The 17,204-nt window shown below is 69.5% G+C and carries 13 protein-coding genes; 3 read left to right on the top strand and 10 right to left on the bottom strand.

The window, feature by feature from the left end:
• Positions 1 to 11: 11 nt before the first annotated feature.
• The 8 genes from LO771_RS06340 to LO771_RS06305 form a co-directional block, all read right to left on the bottom strand.
• Positions 12 to 569 (bottom strand): RNA polymerase sigma factor, encoded by a 558-nt coding sequence (locus LO771_RS06340; protein WP_230648885.1) that lies wholly within the window; start codon positions 567 to 569, stop codon positions 12 to 14.
• A 98-nt stretch (positions 570 to 667) separates the two neighbouring features.
• On the bottom strand, positions 668 to 1,159 hold the full coding sequence (locus LO771_RS06335) for a hypothetical protein (RefSeq protein WP_230648883.1): 492 nt from the start codon (positions 1,157 to 1,159) through the stop codon (positions 668 to 670).
• Positions 1,160 to 1,172: 13 nt separating this feature from the next.
• Positions 1,173 to 1,364, bottom strand: coding sequence for a hypothetical protein (locus LO771_RS06330; RefSeq protein WP_230648881.1), 192 nt, complete (start codon positions 1,362 to 1,364; stop codon positions 1,173 to 1,175).
• Positions 1,365 to 1,580: 216 nt separating this feature from the next.
• A complete protein-coding gene (locus tag LO771_RS06325) occupies positions 1,581 to 3,797 on the bottom strand; it encodes a hypothetical protein (RefSeq protein WP_230649092.1) in 2,217 nt (738 codons plus the stop codon).
• 85 nt (positions 3,798 to 3,882) lie between these two features.
• Positions 3,883 to 5,454, bottom strand: coding sequence for a hypothetical protein (locus LO771_RS06320; protein WP_230648879.1), 1,572 nt, complete (start codon positions 5,452 to 5,454; stop codon positions 3,883 to 3,885).
• A 92-nt stretch (positions 5,455 to 5,546) separates the two neighbouring features.
• Positions 5,547 to 5,873, bottom strand: coding sequence for an RRQRL motif-containing zinc-binding protein (locus tag LO771_RS06315; RefSeq protein WP_230648877.1), 327 nt, complete (start codon positions 5,871 to 5,873; stop codon positions 5,547 to 5,549).
• 44 nt (positions 5,874 to 5,917) lie between these two features.
• Positions 5,918 to 6,835 (bottom strand): DUF2637 domain-containing protein, encoded by a 918-nt coding sequence (locus tag LO771_RS06310; RefSeq protein ID WP_230648875.1) that lies wholly within the window; start codon positions 6,833 to 6,835, stop codon positions 5,918 to 5,920.
• Positions 6,832 to 7,080, bottom strand: a complete 249-nt coding sequence (locus LO771_RS06305) for a hypothetical protein (RefSeq protein WP_230648873.1) — start codon at positions 7,078 to 7,080, stop codon at positions 6,832 to 6,834. Before LO771_RS06305 ends, LO771_RS06310 begins: the two co-directional genes overlap by 4 nt.
• A 463-nt stretch (positions 7,081 to 7,543) precedes the next feature.
• Here LO771_RS06305 and LO771_RS06300 point away from each other — a divergent pair, with 463 nt between their 5' ends.
• From LO771_RS06300 to LO771_RS06290, 3 genes are all read left to right on the top strand, one after another.
• Positions 7,544 to 8,410 (top strand): winged helix-turn-helix domain-containing protein, encoded by an 867-nt coding sequence (locus LO771_RS06300; protein ID WP_230648871.1) that lies wholly within the window; start codon positions 7,544 to 7,546, stop codon positions 8,408 to 8,410.
• Positions 8,400 to 9,122 (top strand): HAD family hydrolase, encoded by a 723-nt coding sequence (locus tag LO771_RS06295; RefSeq protein WP_230648869.1) that lies wholly within the window; start codon positions 8,400 to 8,402, stop codon positions 9,120 to 9,122. Before LO771_RS06300 ends, LO771_RS06295 begins: the two co-directional genes overlap by 11 nt.
• 498 nt (positions 9,123 to 9,620) lie before the next feature.
• Positions 9,621 to 10,448, top strand: coding sequence for a serine/threonine-protein kinase (locus LO771_RS06290; protein ID WP_230648867.1), 828 nt, complete (start codon positions 9,621 to 9,623; stop codon positions 10,446 to 10,448).
• Between the two features lie 2,622 nt (positions 10,449 to 13,070).
• Here the strand turns inward: LO771_RS06290 and fxsT are convergent.
• Both fxsT and LO771_RS06280 read right to left on the bottom strand, forming a co-directional pair.
• A complete protein-coding gene (fxsT, locus tag LO771_RS06285; RefSeq protein WP_230648865.1) occupies positions 13,071 to 16,199 on the bottom strand; it encodes an FxSxx-COOH system tetratricopeptide repeat protein in 3,129 nt (1,042 codons plus the stop codon).
• A complete protein-coding gene (locus tag LO771_RS06280; RefSeq protein WP_230648863.1) occupies positions 16,199 to 16,615 on the bottom strand; it encodes a hypothetical protein in 417 nt (138 codons plus the stop codon). Before LO771_RS06280 ends, fxsT begins: the two co-directional genes overlap by 1 nt.
• Positions 16,616 to 17,204 lie beyond the last annotated feature (589 nt).

Here is a 17,204-nt window from a genome sequence, read left to right as displayed (position 1 = left end):
CTCCTGGGCGCTCACGCCGCCACCCCCGCCCCGGACGCGGTCAGGGCGGCGCGGAGGTAGACCACGGCGCGGCGGACGTGGAAGGAGGCGGTGGCGGGGGCGTAGCCCTCGCGGGCGGCGATCGCCCGCTGGGACAGGCCCTCGCAGTGCAGCAGCAGCGCCGAGCGCTGCCGCCCGGTCAGCGCGGCCTCCATGGCGTCCCGCCACCCGACGGGCATGCCCGGTTCCTCCCGCGCGGGCCCGGCGAGCGCGGTGTCCTCGGCGGAGGGCGCGGTGGCGCGGTGCCAGGCGGGGGCGTCATCCGCGGTGGGCATCTCATGGGCGGAGGCGCGGCGGTAGTGGTCGGCGGCGGCGTGCCGCACCAGCACGGCCAGGTAGGCGTGCAGGTGCCCGGGGTCGTCCAGCGGCCGGGGGGAGGCGGCGAGTTCCGCCCACACCTCGGAGGCGATGTCCTCCGCCAGGTCGGGCCCGGTGGCGGCGCGGGCCTGGGCGAGGACGTGGGCGCGGTAGGCGCGGTAGAGGGTGCCGAGGTCCGCCGCGGGGTGCGGCTCGGGCGTGCTGGGGTGCATCCTGGTGGCTCCTGTCTCGTGATGAGCGAGGGCAGGCCCGGGGCGGTGCGATGCTTGGCGGCTTGTGGCCGTCCCGGGGCCCGTACGTGGAGTGCTGGTCAGCGGCGGGTGATGGTGCCGTGGGCGCGGCCGAACAGGCCGGTGGCGGTGATGTTCTGCGTGATGTGCGGCCCGGCCTGCCCGTCGGCCCCGCCGCCGCTGTGGCTGCGGCCGAAGGCGGTGCGCAGGAACAGCACCAGGCCGGTGACGGAGGCGGAGCCGAGGGCGAGGGCGAGGGAGGCGGTCATGAGTCCTTCCGAGGCCGAGGCGATCATTCCGGCGCCGTAGCCCACCCCCGCGGTGGCCGCCCCGACGCCGAGGCCGCCGGAGACGGCGACCAGCGCGGCGTCCTTCGCCCGCCCGGAGAGCCGGGTGTCCACCGGCGCCGGCGTGGGGGTGGCGGGGGCGAGCAGCAGGGCGAGGTGCTCGGGTGCGAGGGCGGCGGGGAGGATGACGCGGTCGGTGTCCTGCCGGAGCGCGACCGGGCCCGGCAGGGGGTGGGGCCGGTAGACGGAGTCGGCGGGCGTGCGGGGGGCGGGTGCGGTGTCCACGGGTCTCCTCCGGTCAGTGCAGGCGGGTCAGGGCGGTGAGGACGGATGCGAGGGCGGCGTTCACGGGGCCGGCGAGGCCGGTGGCGGCGATGGTGAAGCCGGAGAGCCAGACCATGGCGGCGGTGCCGAGGGTGACGCGGCGGGCCCAGATCAGGACGCCGGTGATCACGGCGAACAGGAACGCGGTGGACAGGGTGACGAGCACGGCGGACTCCGGTTCTCTTCGGTGTGCGGGCAGGGCGGGGCGGGCCGCGCTCGTCACGGAGCGTGGCCGTACTGGGTAGTGGGTACCGGGTAGTGGGTAGTGGGGTTCCCGCTAAAAGCCGCCCGTGAGGGCCCTCATGGGCTCTACTGGGGTGGTCTAGTGGGTAGTGGGGTGTGTCCCACTACCCACTACCCGGTAGCTGTGCGTGACTGGTTCTCAGGTGTGGTCGGGGTGGACGTAGACGGAGTGCGGGCCGTTGTCCCGGTAGGCCAGCTCTCCGCGGTCGGCGGCGGCCCGCAGGGCGGCTCGGACGGTCTTGCGGTCCCGGCCGACGGCGTCGGCGACGGCGGAGGGCTTCATGCCGGCGGGGCCGGCGGCGGCGATCAGGGCGACGGCCTCGGGCAGCCAGTCCGGCCCGCCCGCCGCGGCGTTCTGCGGCGGGGGCTGGCGGCGCTGGTAGGAGAGGTTCAGCCCGGGCGGGCGCTCGGGCTGCGGCGGGGTGGGGTGGGGTTCGTCGGTGGTGCCGTAGGTGGCGTCGATCTCGCGCATGAACCGGTCCGCGAGCGCGTCCGCGTCCTCGGCCGGGCCGGGGGCGGGGCGCTGGTAGGAGAGGTTCAGCCCACCGGTGCGAGCGGGCGGCTCGGCGGCGTAGACCGAGTCGTCCTTCGGGCCGGTCTCCTCGCCGGTGTCGTTGCCGGGGTGCTGCCAGAGCCATCCGGCGCGGTCCGCCTCCCAGCGCCGCGCGTAGTCCTCGCCCGCCGCGCGGGCGGAGACCGGGTCGAGGACCGGGCGGCGGTCGTTGGTGGCCAGCACCACCTGACGCACCATGGCCGGGCTGGTCCGCCAGCCCTTGAAGCCGGTGGGGGCGAACCCGTCGGCACCGGCCTGCCCGATCACCCCGCAGCCCTTGGCGGTGAGCTGGCGGGTGTCGGCCTTCGCGGCGGGGAAGAGCTTGGCCAGGTTGTTGCCGCTGGACTCCCCTGAGGTCAGCGCCACCCCGACCGGGGAGAACTTCCGCACCGAGGTGTCCCCCAGGGCGGAGACGTTGCCGTCGACGGCGGTGAGGACCAGGCGGATGCCCATGGCGCGGGTGGTGCGCATGGTCTTCTTCACCGCCTCCTGCAGCGCCTTCATCACCGGGTCGCGGAAGGAGGTGGCGGAGAGCAGCTCGGCGCCCTCGTCCACCACGATCATGATCTGCGGCACCGCCGCGGAGACGGGCAGCAGGGTGGTGTCCTCCCGGTCCATCAGGTCCTGGTAGCCGAGCTGCCGGGCGGCGTTGATGGCCAGCGCCGCCTTGAACATGCGCAGCGCCTCCTCCGGGGTCGCGGCGAGCCAGTCCACCCCCGGCCGTGTCCCCTGCGGCGGGCGCGCCGTCCCGGGCTTGGTCCGCGCGCGGCCCAGCGCCTCCAGCCAGGGGCGGACCCACGACATGCCGGCGGCGCCGGCCTTGAGGTCGACCAGGAAGGTGAGCACGTCGGTGCAGCGGGCGAATCCGGCGAGGACCACGTCGAGGAAGGTGGACTTGCCCGCCCCGGGCGGGCCGAGGATCAGCGCGCACGCCTCCCGCAGCACCACCTGCACGGTCTCGGAGTTGGGGAGCAGTCCCCAGGGGATGCCGGTGAGGATCGACAGCGCGGAGTAGTCGTCGGGGTAGTCGTAGCTGCCGGCCATGACGTTGCGGGTGGCGATGTCGAGGACGACGCGGCCCTGCCGGTCGCCCTCCTCCACCCCCACCGTGCAGCCCAGCGGGAGGCGGGCGTCGGTGGCCAGGGCGCGGGCGGCGGCGGCGATGCGGTCCCAGGTGGCGGCGCCGCCGGGCAGCTCGGCGGCGAGGGAGAACCCGGCGCCGGTGGCCCAGGTCTCGACGGCGAAGACGCGCACGTCGATGCCGGTGACCCGCTTGATGCGGGCCTCCCACTCCCGGGCGACGGCCTCGCGGCCGGCGGAGAGCTTGCGGGCGGCCTCGCGGGCCTCGGCGCTGATCCGCTCCTCCTCCACCGCCTCCTCCCAGATGGCGGCGTGGGAGGCCATCGCCCCGATGCCCACCCCGAGCGTGGCGAGGGTGCCGGCGGCGGCCCAGGACAGCGGGCCGGTGGTCATGGCCCAGGTGGTCCAGCCGCCGGCGAGCAGCCAGGAGGCGGTGCGGGTGGCCAGGGTGCGGCCGGTCATGCGGCGGATGAGGGTGTGGCCGACGCCGTGGCCGAGGGCCCCGGCGGCGCCGGCGGCCATCGGCCAGCCGGGGGGCATGGAGGTGGCGGCGCCGAACAGGGCGACGGCGGCGGCGCCGGTGGTGGCGGACAGGGCGCCGGTGACGGGGCCGTGGCCTGCGGTCCAGTCCAGCGGCGGCATCCACTCCCGCCGACCGCGGCGGGACGGCTTGGGCTTGGGCAGGTTCGTCAGGTTCAGGCTGTGCGGGGGCTGGGCTCCCATGCGGGTCTCCCGAGACAAGTCATGGCGGCGGGGATGGGGGCGGGCCGCCCCGCACGGTGTGCGGGGCGGCCCGGGACGGCGCTGGTCACTGGTTGTTGTGGGTGTCCCACTTGTCCTCGCCGGTGCGGGGGTCCTCGTGGCGGGCGATGTCGCCCTCGTGCCGGGTGCGGAAGGTCTTGGCCACCTCCTCCGACGCGGTCACCGCCTGCATCAGGCGCTCGTAGACCTCGTTCAGGGCCTCGCCGACGGCCGAGTCCAGCGGGAACTCGGAGTCGCAGCGCTCGGCCAGGATGCGGAAGGTGTTCGCCACCGAGGTCAGCGCCTCGGGCATGGACTCCATGGAGGCGAGGACCTGCATCATGCCGTCGGGCTCGAAGGAGGTGGCCGCGGCGTACATCTCGGAGGCGGCCTCGTCGAAGTTGAAACCGGTGCTGGACACGTGCTCTCCCTGGGTCGACTGGGCGAGGTGGGCGGTGTGGTGCTTCGGGGCCCGCGGCACGGACTCCCCGACCGGCGGGGCGTCCGTCTCCTGCGCGGCGGCGTCCGCGGCCTCCTCCGCGCTGGCGAGGTCGGTGCGGATCGCGGTGTCCCGCCCGGTGCGGGCGGCGCGGGCGGTGGCGGTCAGGCGCCGGTACAGGCGGCGGCCGGGGTGCATCAGCCACGGCAGGCCGAGCTTGCGGCCGAGCATGGTGGTGAGGATGCCGAGCAGCCCGACCGGGCCGGCCAGCAGCGCCGCCAGCAGGCGCCGGCCGTGGAACCGTGCCGCGGAGCGCCGGAGCTGCTGCCGCGCGTGGCGGCGGGCGGGGGCCTTGCGGGCCTCGCCCCGCGCCGCCGTGACCCGGCCGGTGGTGCGGCGGTCGGCCGTCGCCCGGGCCCTGCCCCGGGCGGTGTCGGCGGCGCGGCGGGCGGCCCGCATCGGCCTGGCCAGCGTGCGGGCCGCCGCTCCGCGGGTGGCGGTGCGCTGTTCGCGCGCCTGGGCCTTGGCGGTGCGGCGGGTGTCGGCGGCCTGCCGCCGGGAGGCGGTGCGGGTGGTGCGCCGGGCGGCGCGGGTCGGGGCCGCCGCCCGATGGTCCCGGCGCAGCGCACGCACCGCCCCCACCGGGGTCCGGGCCGGCCGCGCGGTCGCGGTGCTTGCGGCCCGGCGCCCGGCAGAGCTGCTGCTCTTAAGAGCGGAGAGCGGGCCGTGTCCGGCGGTCGGCTTCCCGCCCGCCCGGGCCGGGGCACGGTGGCCGGTGCTGGTGGTGGGGCGGGCCTGCCGCGGGACCGTGCGGCCTGCCGCACCGCCTCGGCCGGACGGTCTGGCGGGGCGGGCCCCGGTCCGGCCCGTCCCGGCCGGGGAGGCGGTGCGGTTCGCGGCGGCGCGGGTGGCGGTGCGGGTGAGGCGGGTGGCGGCGCGTCCGGTGCGGGCGCTGACCGCGGCGGTGGCCGCGGCCCCGGCCGCCGTCAGCGCGGCGATCGGTCCGGTGGTCAGGGCGGCGGCGGAGGCCAGCGCGACGGCGGCGTTCGCGGTAGCCACCGCGAGCGGCACTGCTGGCAGCCCGCCCGCCGTCTGCCCGGACGGCTCTCGCACGGCACGCGGCGGCGTGGGAGCGGGGGTGGAGGTGTCGGCGGGCGGCGTCTCGGCGACGGCCGCACGCTCGGCGATGGTCTCTGTCATCGTGGGGAACGCCTCTCTCAGCGAGGTAGCGGGGCCGGGGAGCCGGCAAGCGTCCGGCCCCGCGCTGCCGGTCATCGGGTGGCGCTGTTCCATCAGGCCGCGGCTGCGGCGGCATCCGCGCACGGCACGCAGATGCCGAGGTGGCGCGGGATGCAGTAGCCCGCGTCCCGCCCGCAGATCGGGCAGGTGCGGCGGGCCCGCATCGCAGCGGCCAGGGCGGCGGCGCGGGCGGGGGTCATCGGCCGCACCGGGCGGGCCCGGTCGATCCGGTAGAGGTAGGCGGCACGCACGCCCCGGCGGCGGCTCTGCCACAGGATCTGTGCGCACACCGGCTGGCCGCCGGGCCGCAGCCCGGCGGCGCGGAGCTGGCGGCGGGTGGCCAGCCCTGCCGGGGCCATCCGCCACGGGTAGGTCGGCATACCGAACCGCTCCCCGCCGGGGTCCCACAACCGGGGGCGGCCCATCACTCACCTGCCGCGGCGACCACAGCCGCCGGCTCCGGCTCCGGGGCCGTGTCGGGGGCGGTGGTGTGCGGGTCGGTGACCAGGTGCAGCCCGGCCGGGGCGGCGGCGCGCTCGGCCTTCAGCGTCTCCCGCAGCACCCGCGCCTTGGCGGGCGAGGTGTGGACGGCCTCCCGGATGCGGTCGGCCGTCAGTCGCTCGACCGGCCACGCGGCGGTGGCGGTCCGGGCCTCGGTCAGCAGCTCCTCCGGCGTGCGGCGCGGTCGGGTGCCGCGGGCCGCGGCCGGGACCCTGCCGGTCGGCTTGCGCGGCCGTCGCGTCCGCGGCGCACCGGTCGGCCGATCGGCCGGGGCCAGAACGCCTCCCTCGGGCTCCGCCGCCGGCCCGGACTCCGGCGCGGTCAGGGCCCGGTCGGCCGACCGCTCGGCGGGCACCCCGGCGGGCTGCCCCAGGTCAACGGCAGACCGACCCATGCCGGTTTGCGGTGCTTCGCCGGTCGCGGGGCGGTGGTGGAGGACCTTGGCGACCAGGTCGGAGCCGTAGAAGATGGAGCCGACCGGCAGCGAGGTGGCCAGCAGCACCAGCGCCCAGTTGGCGGGCGACCAGTCGGCCAGCCGCACCCGACCGGCACCGTGCAGGCCGGGCACCAGACCGTGCACGTAGTTCAGCACCAGCGACGCCGCGGTGTACCCGGCCAGGATCCGCAGGGCGAACCGGCGGTCGCCCTCCGGCAGGACCAGGGCCGCGACCAGGGCGAGGGCCATCAGGCCGTCGACCACCAGGGGGTAGACGGTGGCGGCGACCGGGTCCGCGCCGATGGCGTGCGCGATGTCGCGCAGCGCGTTCCAGGAGACCCGGAACGCCATGCCGACCACGGCCAGCAGTCCGAGCACCAGCAGGATCTTCGGTCCGCGCTTCACCGGGCACCCCCGTCGGCGGCCTCGCGGGCCCGGCGGGCGGCCTCGGCCGCGGCGCGGGCGGCCAGCTCCGGGTCCTCCCGGCGCAGGTCCGCCAGCACCGCGCCGGCCACGTCCAGCCGGGCCGCCCGCTCCTCGGGCGACTCGGGGCCGGCCGGGCCGGTGAACAGCTCGGTGTCGATGCCGAGCGCCAGCTCGGCGAACTCGGAGGCCGTAGCGGCATGCTGACCTGAGACGATGTCCTTCATGGGTCGTGCGTCCTTTCGGCAGGAACGGCCCATGCAGCGGCCCCGGTGTTCCAGCACCGGGGCCGCGCGCCGTTGAAGTCGGTCGATCCGGCTCCCCTCGGCGCCGCTCGTGCGAGACGAGCGGCGGAGGCAACCGGCCGCAGCCACAAGGCCGCGGAGAGGTCGGGATGCGCTGTACCTCACGCGGGCAGAGCCCGCGTGGCCGCCTACTTGGCCGAGGAGAGGCGGCGTGATCCCCATGCAGTTGTCAAAGAACCGACGCTTCCTTCGGACCCGTCTCACGAGGTTCTCCGGGCGCAATCTGTGTCCTGAGCTGCCTCTTTGCAGGTGCAGTTCCGCCGGCCAACCTGATCAACATGGCTAGCCTTGTGGGCACGGGAACAACGTAGCCAGCATGACTATCCACGTCAAGAGATGAGTAGCCAGGCTGTCCAAATAGTCATGTTCGCCGTAGCATCGAGCCATGACGTTCGCCCTTGAGCCCCTGGACCCGGACGACGACCGCCCGCCCTACGAGCAGGTCTCGCGCAGCCTTGGCGCAGCCATCCGAACGAAGAAGCTGACCCCTGGGGAGAAGCTGCCCTCCCACAAGATGCTGACCGAGCACTACGGCTTCGCGCGGGCAACGATCCAACGCGCCCTGCGCGACTTGGAGGATGAAGGCCTTGTCGTGTCCCGCAAGGGCAGCGGCGTCTTCGTCCGCAATCGCACCGAACGGCCGGCGGGACTCCGCCCCTACGTCGAGCAGGCTTTCGCCAGCCGCCACGTCTCCATCGACTTCGCCGGATTCTCCAGCGAAACTCTCCACGGAGCCCTTCAGGAACCGCTCGACAAGATCCGAGTCGGCCGCCTGACACCAACGAGCATCAACATCCGCATCCTCGTCCCCGACATGGGGGTCCCTCAGGCTGCGCCCGTCCGCAGAGCGGACTGCTCGGACGATCCCCGACTCCGCACCCGGATGCACAGCATCATGGTCAACTATGCCCGCAGCATCTCCGATGCCATAAGCGAGTTGAGCCACCTCGGTCTCGTCCAGGAGAGCAACGTCAGCGTCCGAGTGCACAGCGGCACTCAGTTCTTCAAGCTCTACGTCATTAACAACGAGGACGCCTTCTTCGGCTACTACCCGATCCGTCCGAATAAGGTTGTCGCCCAGGGCGAAGCCATCGAGATCTACGACCTCGTCGGTAAGGACGCCACCCTGTTCCACTACTCGGTGAACGAGGGCGACTCATCGACAGGGGCCCAGCAGGTCGAACAGGCCCGCATGTGGTTCGAGAGCGTCTGGGACACCATCGGAAGGGACTTCAATCCGGATGGCCACTGAAGCGCTTACTGCCTTGGTCGAAGCAACCGACGCAGTCCTGTTCGACTTCGACGGCCCCATCTGCGACGTCTTTGCAGGGGCGCCAGCACCCGAGGTGGCAAAAGAGCTTGCAGGTATCGTCGCGCGGCAAGCTCCAGAGCTCGCCCATGACGCAGAGGCGACCGATGACCCCATGGAAGTGCATCGTATCTCGGAGGCTGGCGGTGAAGGCCTCCTAAAGGTCGTTGAAGGCGCACTGACCGCAGCCGAAGTGGCGGCCGTCGCAGTTGCTGGCCCTCCTGTCGCTGGAGCTGTCCGGTCTCTGACGGCTGCGTACTCCACAGGCCGCAGGGTCGCTGTTGTCAGCAACAACTCGGCCGAGTGCGTTAACGCGTTCCTGGCTCTGCATGGCTTGGTGTGGCTAGTGCATGAGGTCGTCGGTCGGCCGGTCCTAGCGCCAAGCCTGATGAAACCGTCACCACACCCACTGCTAGTCGCAGCAACCTCACTCGACACGGATCCCAGGAGCGCAGTCCTCGTGGGCGACTCAGTGACCGATGTTCAAGCGGCCAAGGCGGCTGGCATGGCTGTCGTCGGCTTTGCGAATAAGCCTGGCAAGCGCTCCGCCCTGACGACAGCCGGAGCCACAGCTGTCATCACATGCATGGACACTCTCGCGAACGCGTTGACCCTTCCGGGAGGTCGGGTAAGTGGAGCATCCGTAGACCACTAGCTCGTGATACTGGATCCGCCAAGGTGTAACAACCTCCTCCACGGGTTCGAGGCTCACTTCGCTGGCACTGGCGCCGCGCGGCGCCGTTCGCCGTCGCTCCTGCCTGCATCCCGCTCCGGCGACGGCCCGCTCCGTGCCACAAGGCGGGAGGATGAGGGCAGGCCGACGGGTGGCTGGGGCGTGGATCAGGTGCAAGCGGTTGATGGCCGCGAAAGCCTCCGCATAGCCCTCGCCACCTTTCGAGGCTCCCGCGGCGGCGCACCCAGCCCAGCTTGCCAGCCGATGCTGGACACCGCCCTGTTCGCCTTACAAGCGGTTCGATCGTTGAAAGCTCCATTGGACTAGACCAGGCTGGATGAAAAGTGTAACTTTGTCTTAAATGTGGAAAATTTATCATCACCTGAGGCGGTCAACTTGCGCAGGAGTGCTGTCAAGGTGGCGTGAAGGTCTGTACATTGACCAGTCGAGATCCGACTCTTGTTGGAGCGAGACCACGCCATGTCCGACGGAAGCGCACAGCCCAGATTTTCAGCCGACGAGGTAAGTAAAGCACTAGGGTGTCAGGCAACATTCCTAGGCGCGGGTACCTTTGGTGACACTTGGCGGGTTGCAAATGAGGCAATCAAAGTAATCTGCAAGGATGACTATCCGCGAGCCCGTATAGAACGAGAAGTCGAAGGACTCCGGCGCGTAGACTCTCCCTTTGTAGTTTCCTTCAAGGGAACCTTGGAGCTCAATCTGGGCGGAACGGTTAGGCCGGCTCTCCGATTTGAGTACATCAGCGGGGGTGACCTTGAGCGTAAGAGGCAGCAGAACCAGCGTGTTCCGATGAACTCAATTGAGCCTCTGCTAAAAGGTCTGCTGATTGGCGCGCAGGCGCTGCACAAAGCCTCTACTATTCATCGGGATATCAAGCCTGGGAATATTGTTCTCCGTGGGGGGGACTGGAATAGTCCAGTGCTGCTGGATCTTGGTCTAGCTAAACAGCTGGATTCATCTACAATCACCGTCTACCCCGGCCACATAGGAACTTATCCATATATGGCTCCTGAGCAACTTCAGGGTATGAGGGCTCGAAAATCCGCAGACCTGTGGGCGATCGGCGTGACAGTTAGGGAAATGATCTGCGGCCGGCACCCGTTTTACGAGCCTGGCCAGGCATTCACTATAGATGAGGCAATGGATCGGCTGGCCAAGGGCCCCATCCCGTTGCCTACCGATTGCCCATCACATATCCGTGGTGTGCTCGATCGCCTCACTTCCGTAGCAGAGCACGAGCGTGGCAGCTCTAACAGCAACCTTTCGCGACTGGGCGATAAACGCTAGGGGGACTAGTGCACGGAGAAGAGCCTGACTGGTTCTCGGAAGATGACCTCGACTGGTCTTCAGGCGAAGTGGAGAGTCGTGATCCGGGGTCATATCTAGGCGACGAAAAAGAGTTCGTTTCTCTGCCTTCGGGAGAGGGTTTCCTGATTCTGAGTGGGGTTGGAGCCGGTAGCGTTCTTGAGAAGCCGCCGACTGGTGCGAAGAAAGTTAATGCGCCTTCCGTCGGGGCGCTGAAGAGCAGGGATGAGGCGCTAGATGGTGACGCGCCCATATACATGGTGCACCGAGGACGTTTGTACTCTAAGTCCATTCCGAGGCTCCTCGCTCACCTGCACACCTCGTACGGACAGCATGCCTCTCTGGCTGCAATCGCGCGTATTTCCAGCGCCACTACAAAGTCTCACCAAACTTTCTTTGAGCAAGCTTCTGCGGCCGCATTGAAGATTGCTGACCCCGCCTGTTACCTGCTTGACTCCCAGATTCTTCGCCTGTCACAGGAGCCAATTTCTCTGCGCGCCTTCCAGTATGGAAAATATTTGTCCGAACCTGAAGCGGACGACTGGGTTTCACGTGTTTTGGATGCTCAAAGGATCTCTGGAGCTAATCTGCTTCTTACGCCAGGTAGAGCACTGAATCCAGACAAGCCACAGGAATCACTGGATGCTGTCTGCGCGGAGGCAGACCAGGCTCTTTCACTCCTCAACGGAGGAGAGAGGCTCGCCCTGAACCTCACCGTGCCAGCTCGCTGGCTGTCCAGTGAGCCTCTGCGGACCAGGCTTCTAGACCAAATAGTCGACCAGGACCAATTCGACACTCTCTATGTGCGAGTGCAATGGGAGCAGTCACGAGTTTTCACTCCGACAGAGGACCTATCGCTGCTCCGCGGGCTCAAGAAGCTTTCTAACCTGTGCCTGGACGAGGATCGCAGGTTGTTGCTTCCTCAAACAGGGCTTACCGGGTGGCTTTGCCTGGCCTTCGGTGCGACTGGCTTCGGGATCGGCGTTAGCGGCAGTGATCAATCTTTCGCTGAGTATGTGTTTCGTCGAAGTGCCCCAGGCAGAACGCAAGTCGAGCGATACTTTGAAAGTCAGCTCATACATACTGTTGAGAGCAGCGTTCATAGGTCTCTCGCAAAGGGCGATGGGTACGTTGACTGTAGCTGTCCGTACTGCCCAGCTCTGGAATCCGGTGCTATCTGGTCTCACGAGTTGGCAGCTTTCCATCATCTGCACAGCATGGGATCGCTAACGGCCGCTGTGGCAAGGGATTCAAAACGCGGCGGTAGATACGGAGCCGTGCGGAGGATCGTCGATGCGGCGGTACGGTTCACGGAGGGCCGGCCGCTTGCACAGGCTAACGTTCCGAGGCACCTACCAGTCTGGGGTCAGATCCTGTAGTAGTAGTCAGGTGAGCTCCGAATACATGCTGCACTGGTCCACTAACTTGGCCGGTACGGTGAAGCAGGAACGCCCGCTCGGCAAGTAGTTCCCTATAAGCAGCCGAGACATCTATCCTTTGTGGAGGTGTTACCTTAGGCCGCAATCCGTGATCTTCATGCAATGTGGCAAGGCCGATTCTCCCTTGCCGGAACCAATCGGAATGTGCTAGCGCCGGATTGGCAAAGCCGGAATCCAGGACTAGCCACGCTTGGTCGGCGGAAATTCTATGTCTAAGCGTTTGCGAATATCCACTGCGCCAGTCGCGAATTTTTGCCTCAACTGTAACAATCTTGCGGGCTAGGCTCCTATTAGAATAGGTAACTGTCCAGTATCCGCGCTTAACGCGCTCCAGGTGCCCCCCATGTGCCAATTTGGGCAGAACTGAAGAAGACAAGTGCCCCGGACTAACTCCAGAGAGGGAAGAAATCTGAGATGTCTTAAATCCATCTCCTGTTCTGTCATATTTTCTGGATAGGGTTTGCAGGGTAATTAGAGCTGACATGCTGGGTAGATCCAGAACGGGCTCTAGCCCCAATTTATAGCGCTTTGCTACTTCGCTCTGGTTGAACTGGACGAGCACTACATCGGGGATGCCTGCAGGTGCCTGAACCTCGAAAAACGTATTGACATCGCCCGACTGCTGTAGCAAGTAGCGAGCGTGATCGGCGATTTGGGATAGCATGTCAGCTTCTCGGGCGAATTGTTGCTTTGGCACAAATGCCTCCCTTCCGTTGAGGGGCGTCTCGTTCTGGTTATTTTTCTATATTCGGTTGATGTAGACAAGTGCTATGTCGCGGATCCTGTGAGGTGTCGTTGGCGAGCCGGAACGGTCACCTGTACAACGGTTGCAGGCCGTGTCGGGTTCTGGCAGCAACCTACTGAGTTGAGGGCGCGTTCAGCCATGATGCGCCGACGTGCATAACGGAAGCATTGCAACGGTCTAGGTGGCTGACGGGCTGGCCGGGGGTGCTCCATGAGCGGACCTACTTCCCGCTTTCCTGCGGTCGCAGGCGCGGCACATAGGGTGATGGATGCAAGTGTCAAGCGCAAACCATGATCCGGACCAGGTGCGGACCGTCGCTGGAACCGCGCGCCACGCGAGACGTAGTTGCAGGTCGGGGCACGCTGCACGAGAGATCGGTAAGCGGCCTGTAACGCTGCGGGTCAACCGGAGTCGTCCGCCTCACTCTTGCGCGTCTTTGAGCGCCTTCCGTGCGCTGACCAGGTTGGCAAGCACTCTCTGTGTGCGCGGGTGGGTGTGGCCGAGGACCTCTTCGTGCTGGGTGAGGACGGTCTGGAACAGGGGGATGGCGCGGGTCAGGTCGCCGGCTGCCCGGTAGGCGCTGGCGAGGTTGTTGCGGGTGGTCAGGGTGCGCGGGTGGGTGTGGCCGAGGATCTCCTCACACTGGGTGAGGGTGGTCTCCAGCAGGGGGATGGCGCGGGTCAGGTCGCCGGCTGCCCGGTAGGCGCTGGCGAGGTTGCCGCGGCTGGTCAGGGTGTCGGGGTGGGTGTGGCCGAGGACCTGCTCGCGTTGGGTGAGGGTGGTCTCCAGCAGGGGGATGGCGCGGGTCAGGTCGCCGGCTGCCCGGTAGGCACCGGCGAGGTTGCCGCGGCTGGTCAGGGTGTCGGGGTGGGTGTGGCCGAGGATCTCCTCGCATTGGGCGAGGACAGTCTCAAACAGGAGGATGGCGCGGGTCAGGTCGCCGGCTGCCCGGTACGCGACGGCGAGGTTGCCGCGGCTGGTCAGGGTGGAGGGGTGGGTGTGGCCGAGGATCTCCTCGCGTTGGGTGAGGGTGGTCTCCAGCAGGGGGATGGCGCGGGTCAGGTCGCCGGCGTCCTGGTAGGCGCTGGCGAGGTTGCCGCGGCTGGTCAGGGTGGAGGGGTGGGTGTGGCCGAGGACCTGCTCGCGTTGGGTGAGGGTGGTCTCCAGCAGGGGGATGGCGCGGGTCAGGTCGCCGGCGTCCTGGTAGGCGCTGGCGAGGTTGCCGCGGCTGGCCAGGGTGGAGGGGTGGGTGTGGCCGAGGACCTCCTCGAATTGGGTGAGGGTGGTCTCCAGCAGGGGGATGGCGCGGGTCAGGTCGCCGGCGTCCTGGTAGGCGTAGGCGAGGTTGTTGCGGCTGGTCAGGGTGTCGGGGTGGGTGTCGCCGAGGACCTCCTCGCACTGGGTGAGGGTGGTCTCCAACAGAGGGATCGCGCGGGCCAGGTCGCCCGCTGCCCGGTAGGCACCGGCGAGGTTGCCGCGGCTGGCCAGGGTGGAGGGGTGGGTGTGGCCGAGGACCTGCTCGCACTGGGTGAGGGTGGTCTCCAGCAGGGGGATGGCGCGGGTCAGGTCGCCGGCTGCCTGGTAGGCGTAGGCGAGGTTGTTGCGGCTGGTCAGGGTGTCGGGGTGGGTGTGGCCGAGGACCTGCTCGCGTTGGGTGAGGGTGGTCTCCAGCAGGGGGATGGCGCGGGTCAGGTCGCCCGCTGCCCGGTAGGCACCGGCGAGGTTGCCGCGGCTGGCCAGGGTGGAGGGGTGGGTGTGGCCGAGGACCTGCTCGCGTTGGGTGAGGGTGGTCTCCAGCAGGGGGATGGCGCGGGCGTAGTCGCCGGCGTCCTGGTAGGCGCTGGCGAGGTTGTTGCGGCTGGTCAGGGTGTCGGGGTGGGTGTCGCCGAGGACCTCCTCGAATTGGGTGAGGGTGGTCTCCAGCAGGGGGATGGCGCGGGCGTAGTCGCCGGCGTCCTGGCAGGCGCTGGCGAGGTTGTTGCGGCTGGTCAGGGTGTCGGGGTGGGTGTCGCCGAGGACCTCCTCGCACTGCGTGAGGGTGGTCTCCAGCAGAGGGATCGCGCGGGCCAGGTTCCCCGCTGTCTGGTAGGCGCCGGCGAGGTTGCCGCGGCTGGTCAGGGTGTCGGGGTGGGTGTCGCCGAGAGTTTGCTCCCATTGGGTGAGAGCGGCTTCTCGTAGTGGGATTGTGCGGGCGTCGTGACCCTGCCGGTAGAGGTATTGAGCAGCGGTGTCGTACAGACCGGTGGTCGCATCGCAGTGGTGGCTATCCGGGGTGGTGGTGGCGAGTGCGATGAGGTGGGGCATCAGGGCGTCCCACTCCGGGGCGGGGCCGGTGCCGGGTGTCGGCTGGTCCGTCAGGGCGTGTACGAGGGCCTGCTCGGCCTCGTCCCGTCCTGCCGGCGGTCGGTTGTCTTCGGTGGTTGCGGTGTGGCGGAGGACGGTTTGGACGAGGCGGTGGACGCTGATGCTGGTGCCGCCGGGGGCGATGGTGATCATGCTGTAGGCGTGGAGGTCGCCGAGGGCCTCGCCGAGGTCGTCCGGGTCGGGGCTGAGACCGTCGAGCAGGGTGAGGGGGATGTGGTCGGGGGCTAGCCAGGCGAGGGTGTGCAGGACGATGACGGCGAGCGGGTTGCGGGTGGTGAGGGCCGTCAGGGTGTGGGTCCAGATGCGGGCGATGGTGCGTTCGGCGTCGATGCCGTCGGCGGCCTTGTCCAGTTTCACGGACAGCCGGCGGCGGTAGGCGTCAATGCCGATGGTGGGGTTCTGGTGCAGGTAGGCGCCGGCCTGCTCCAGGGCCAGCGGCAGGTGGCCGAGGTCGGCAGCCAGGGCGCGGGCGTCGTGGAGCTGGCGGGCGGTTGGCGGGTTGCCGTCCAGGGCGTGGGTGCACAGGAGCTCTGCGGCGTCGTCGGGGGGCAGGGTGCCGAGGGCGCGGGTGGGGGTGGTGCGGGGCCAGCCGGTGGCGCGGCGGCTGGTGGCCAGCAGGTGGCCGCCGCTGAGGTCGCCGGTGTAGGGGTCGAGGTGGCTGGGGTCTTCGACGTTGTCGAAGATCAGGAGCCAGCCGGGGTGCCACTGCAGCCAGGACTTGGCCCATGCGACCCGGGCCTGCTCGGATGCTCTTTCGGCCCAGGCGGGGAAGAGGCGCAGGGCGAGGTCGGCGAGGGACTGCTCGATGTTCGCGGGGGAGTCGGCGGTGAGCCACCAGACCAGGCTGTAGTTGCGGCGGTGGCGGTGGGCGTAGGCCAGGGCCAGGGTGCTCTTGCCGATCCCGCCCAGCCCGTGGATCGTCGGCGCCTGAGTGATCGCCGTCTCACCGTCCGAGGCCAGCGCCTTCCGCAGCCAGACCAGGTCGTCGTCACGGCCCAGGCACAGGTCCAGTGGGGGCAGGTTGCTGGCCCCGTGCGGTGCCTGGACGTCCCGGGCGGCGTTCAGCACCTCGGCGGGCAGCTTGATGACGTCGCCACTGTGGGCGTTAACGATGCTGCCGGCAGCGATCGACCGGGCACCGGATGCTTCGATGCCCGTGTCCCGGAGCGGCGGGTCGTTGGTCACTAGCCGATCTGGGTGTTGTCGCCGGTGACGGCGGTGGTGATGGTGTGGGCGGCGATGGCGCGGGTGCCGGAGGCGGTGATCGTCACCGTCCCGGACGGTTCGGGCAGCAGGTCCGCCAGTTCGGCGAGCAGGGCGTCGTCGTCGCGTAGGGCTCGCTTGATCTGCTGGCGCAGTGCGGCGGCGGCGTCTGGGTCCTGGGTGTCCTCGGCGGCGTCCTGCACCGCGCTCTCCAGTGCGGCCCGTCCGTCTGCGCCGCGGCGGTGCCAGACGGCGTGCAGGATGCGGCGGCCGAGGTTGGCGGTGGCGTCGGCCGCGGCGCTCTCGGCCCGCGTGAGCACCGCACCCCCGTAGGCGCCCAGCGCCGCCGTCAGGTACGGGCCGGCCTGCTCCACCAACTCCACGATCTCCGTACTCATCGCGAAACCCCCATCTACGCGCTTGGCTTGGTACAGCGGTCAGGACGCAGCGTAGAGCCGCCGCCAGACCCGATCGGGGCAGTCGGGCAAAGCCGCGACCGACTGCTTCCATGGGGCAGACACGGGGCACCGCCTCCCCGGAGCCGAAGCACCGCTGGTCGACGCGGTCCGGCGCGCGGTCTGTAAATCTGTCGCGCAAGCTACGCAGGTTCGAACCCTGCACCCGCCACTTGCAGCACGAAGGGCCCCTGACCGGCACCAACGGTCAGGGGCCCTTCGCATGCCCGTCGCCCGCCGCCTGCGGGCCCCCGCGTCTCCCCGCTGGATCCTGCGGCGGGCACGCGGCGGATACGTCTCGCCAGGAGGGCGCCGGCGGCTACGGCCGGGCTGTGGGATCCGGATGGCCGCGGGTGCGCCGGTCCTCCTCCGTCCACGCCTCGTCCAGGTGCCCACGCCCCTGGACGGCCTCTCCGCGGATCTTCTCCTCGACCGCCGCGAACGGGCGGCAGCAGGTGGCGTTGCACGCCTCAACGGATGGAGAGGCCCAGTGCCCGAGGGCGAACTGCGTCGGTTCGTACGGAGGTGATGT

The sequence above is a fragment of the Streptacidiphilus sp. ASG 303 genome (assembly GCF_020991365.1).
Taxonomy (GTDB): Bacteria; Actinomycetota; Actinomycetes; order Streptomycetales; family Streptomycetaceae; genus Peterkaempfera.
The sequence above is the reverse complement of the archived record's forward strand: the minus strand, read 5'-3'. Positions and strand labels throughout refer to the sequence as shown.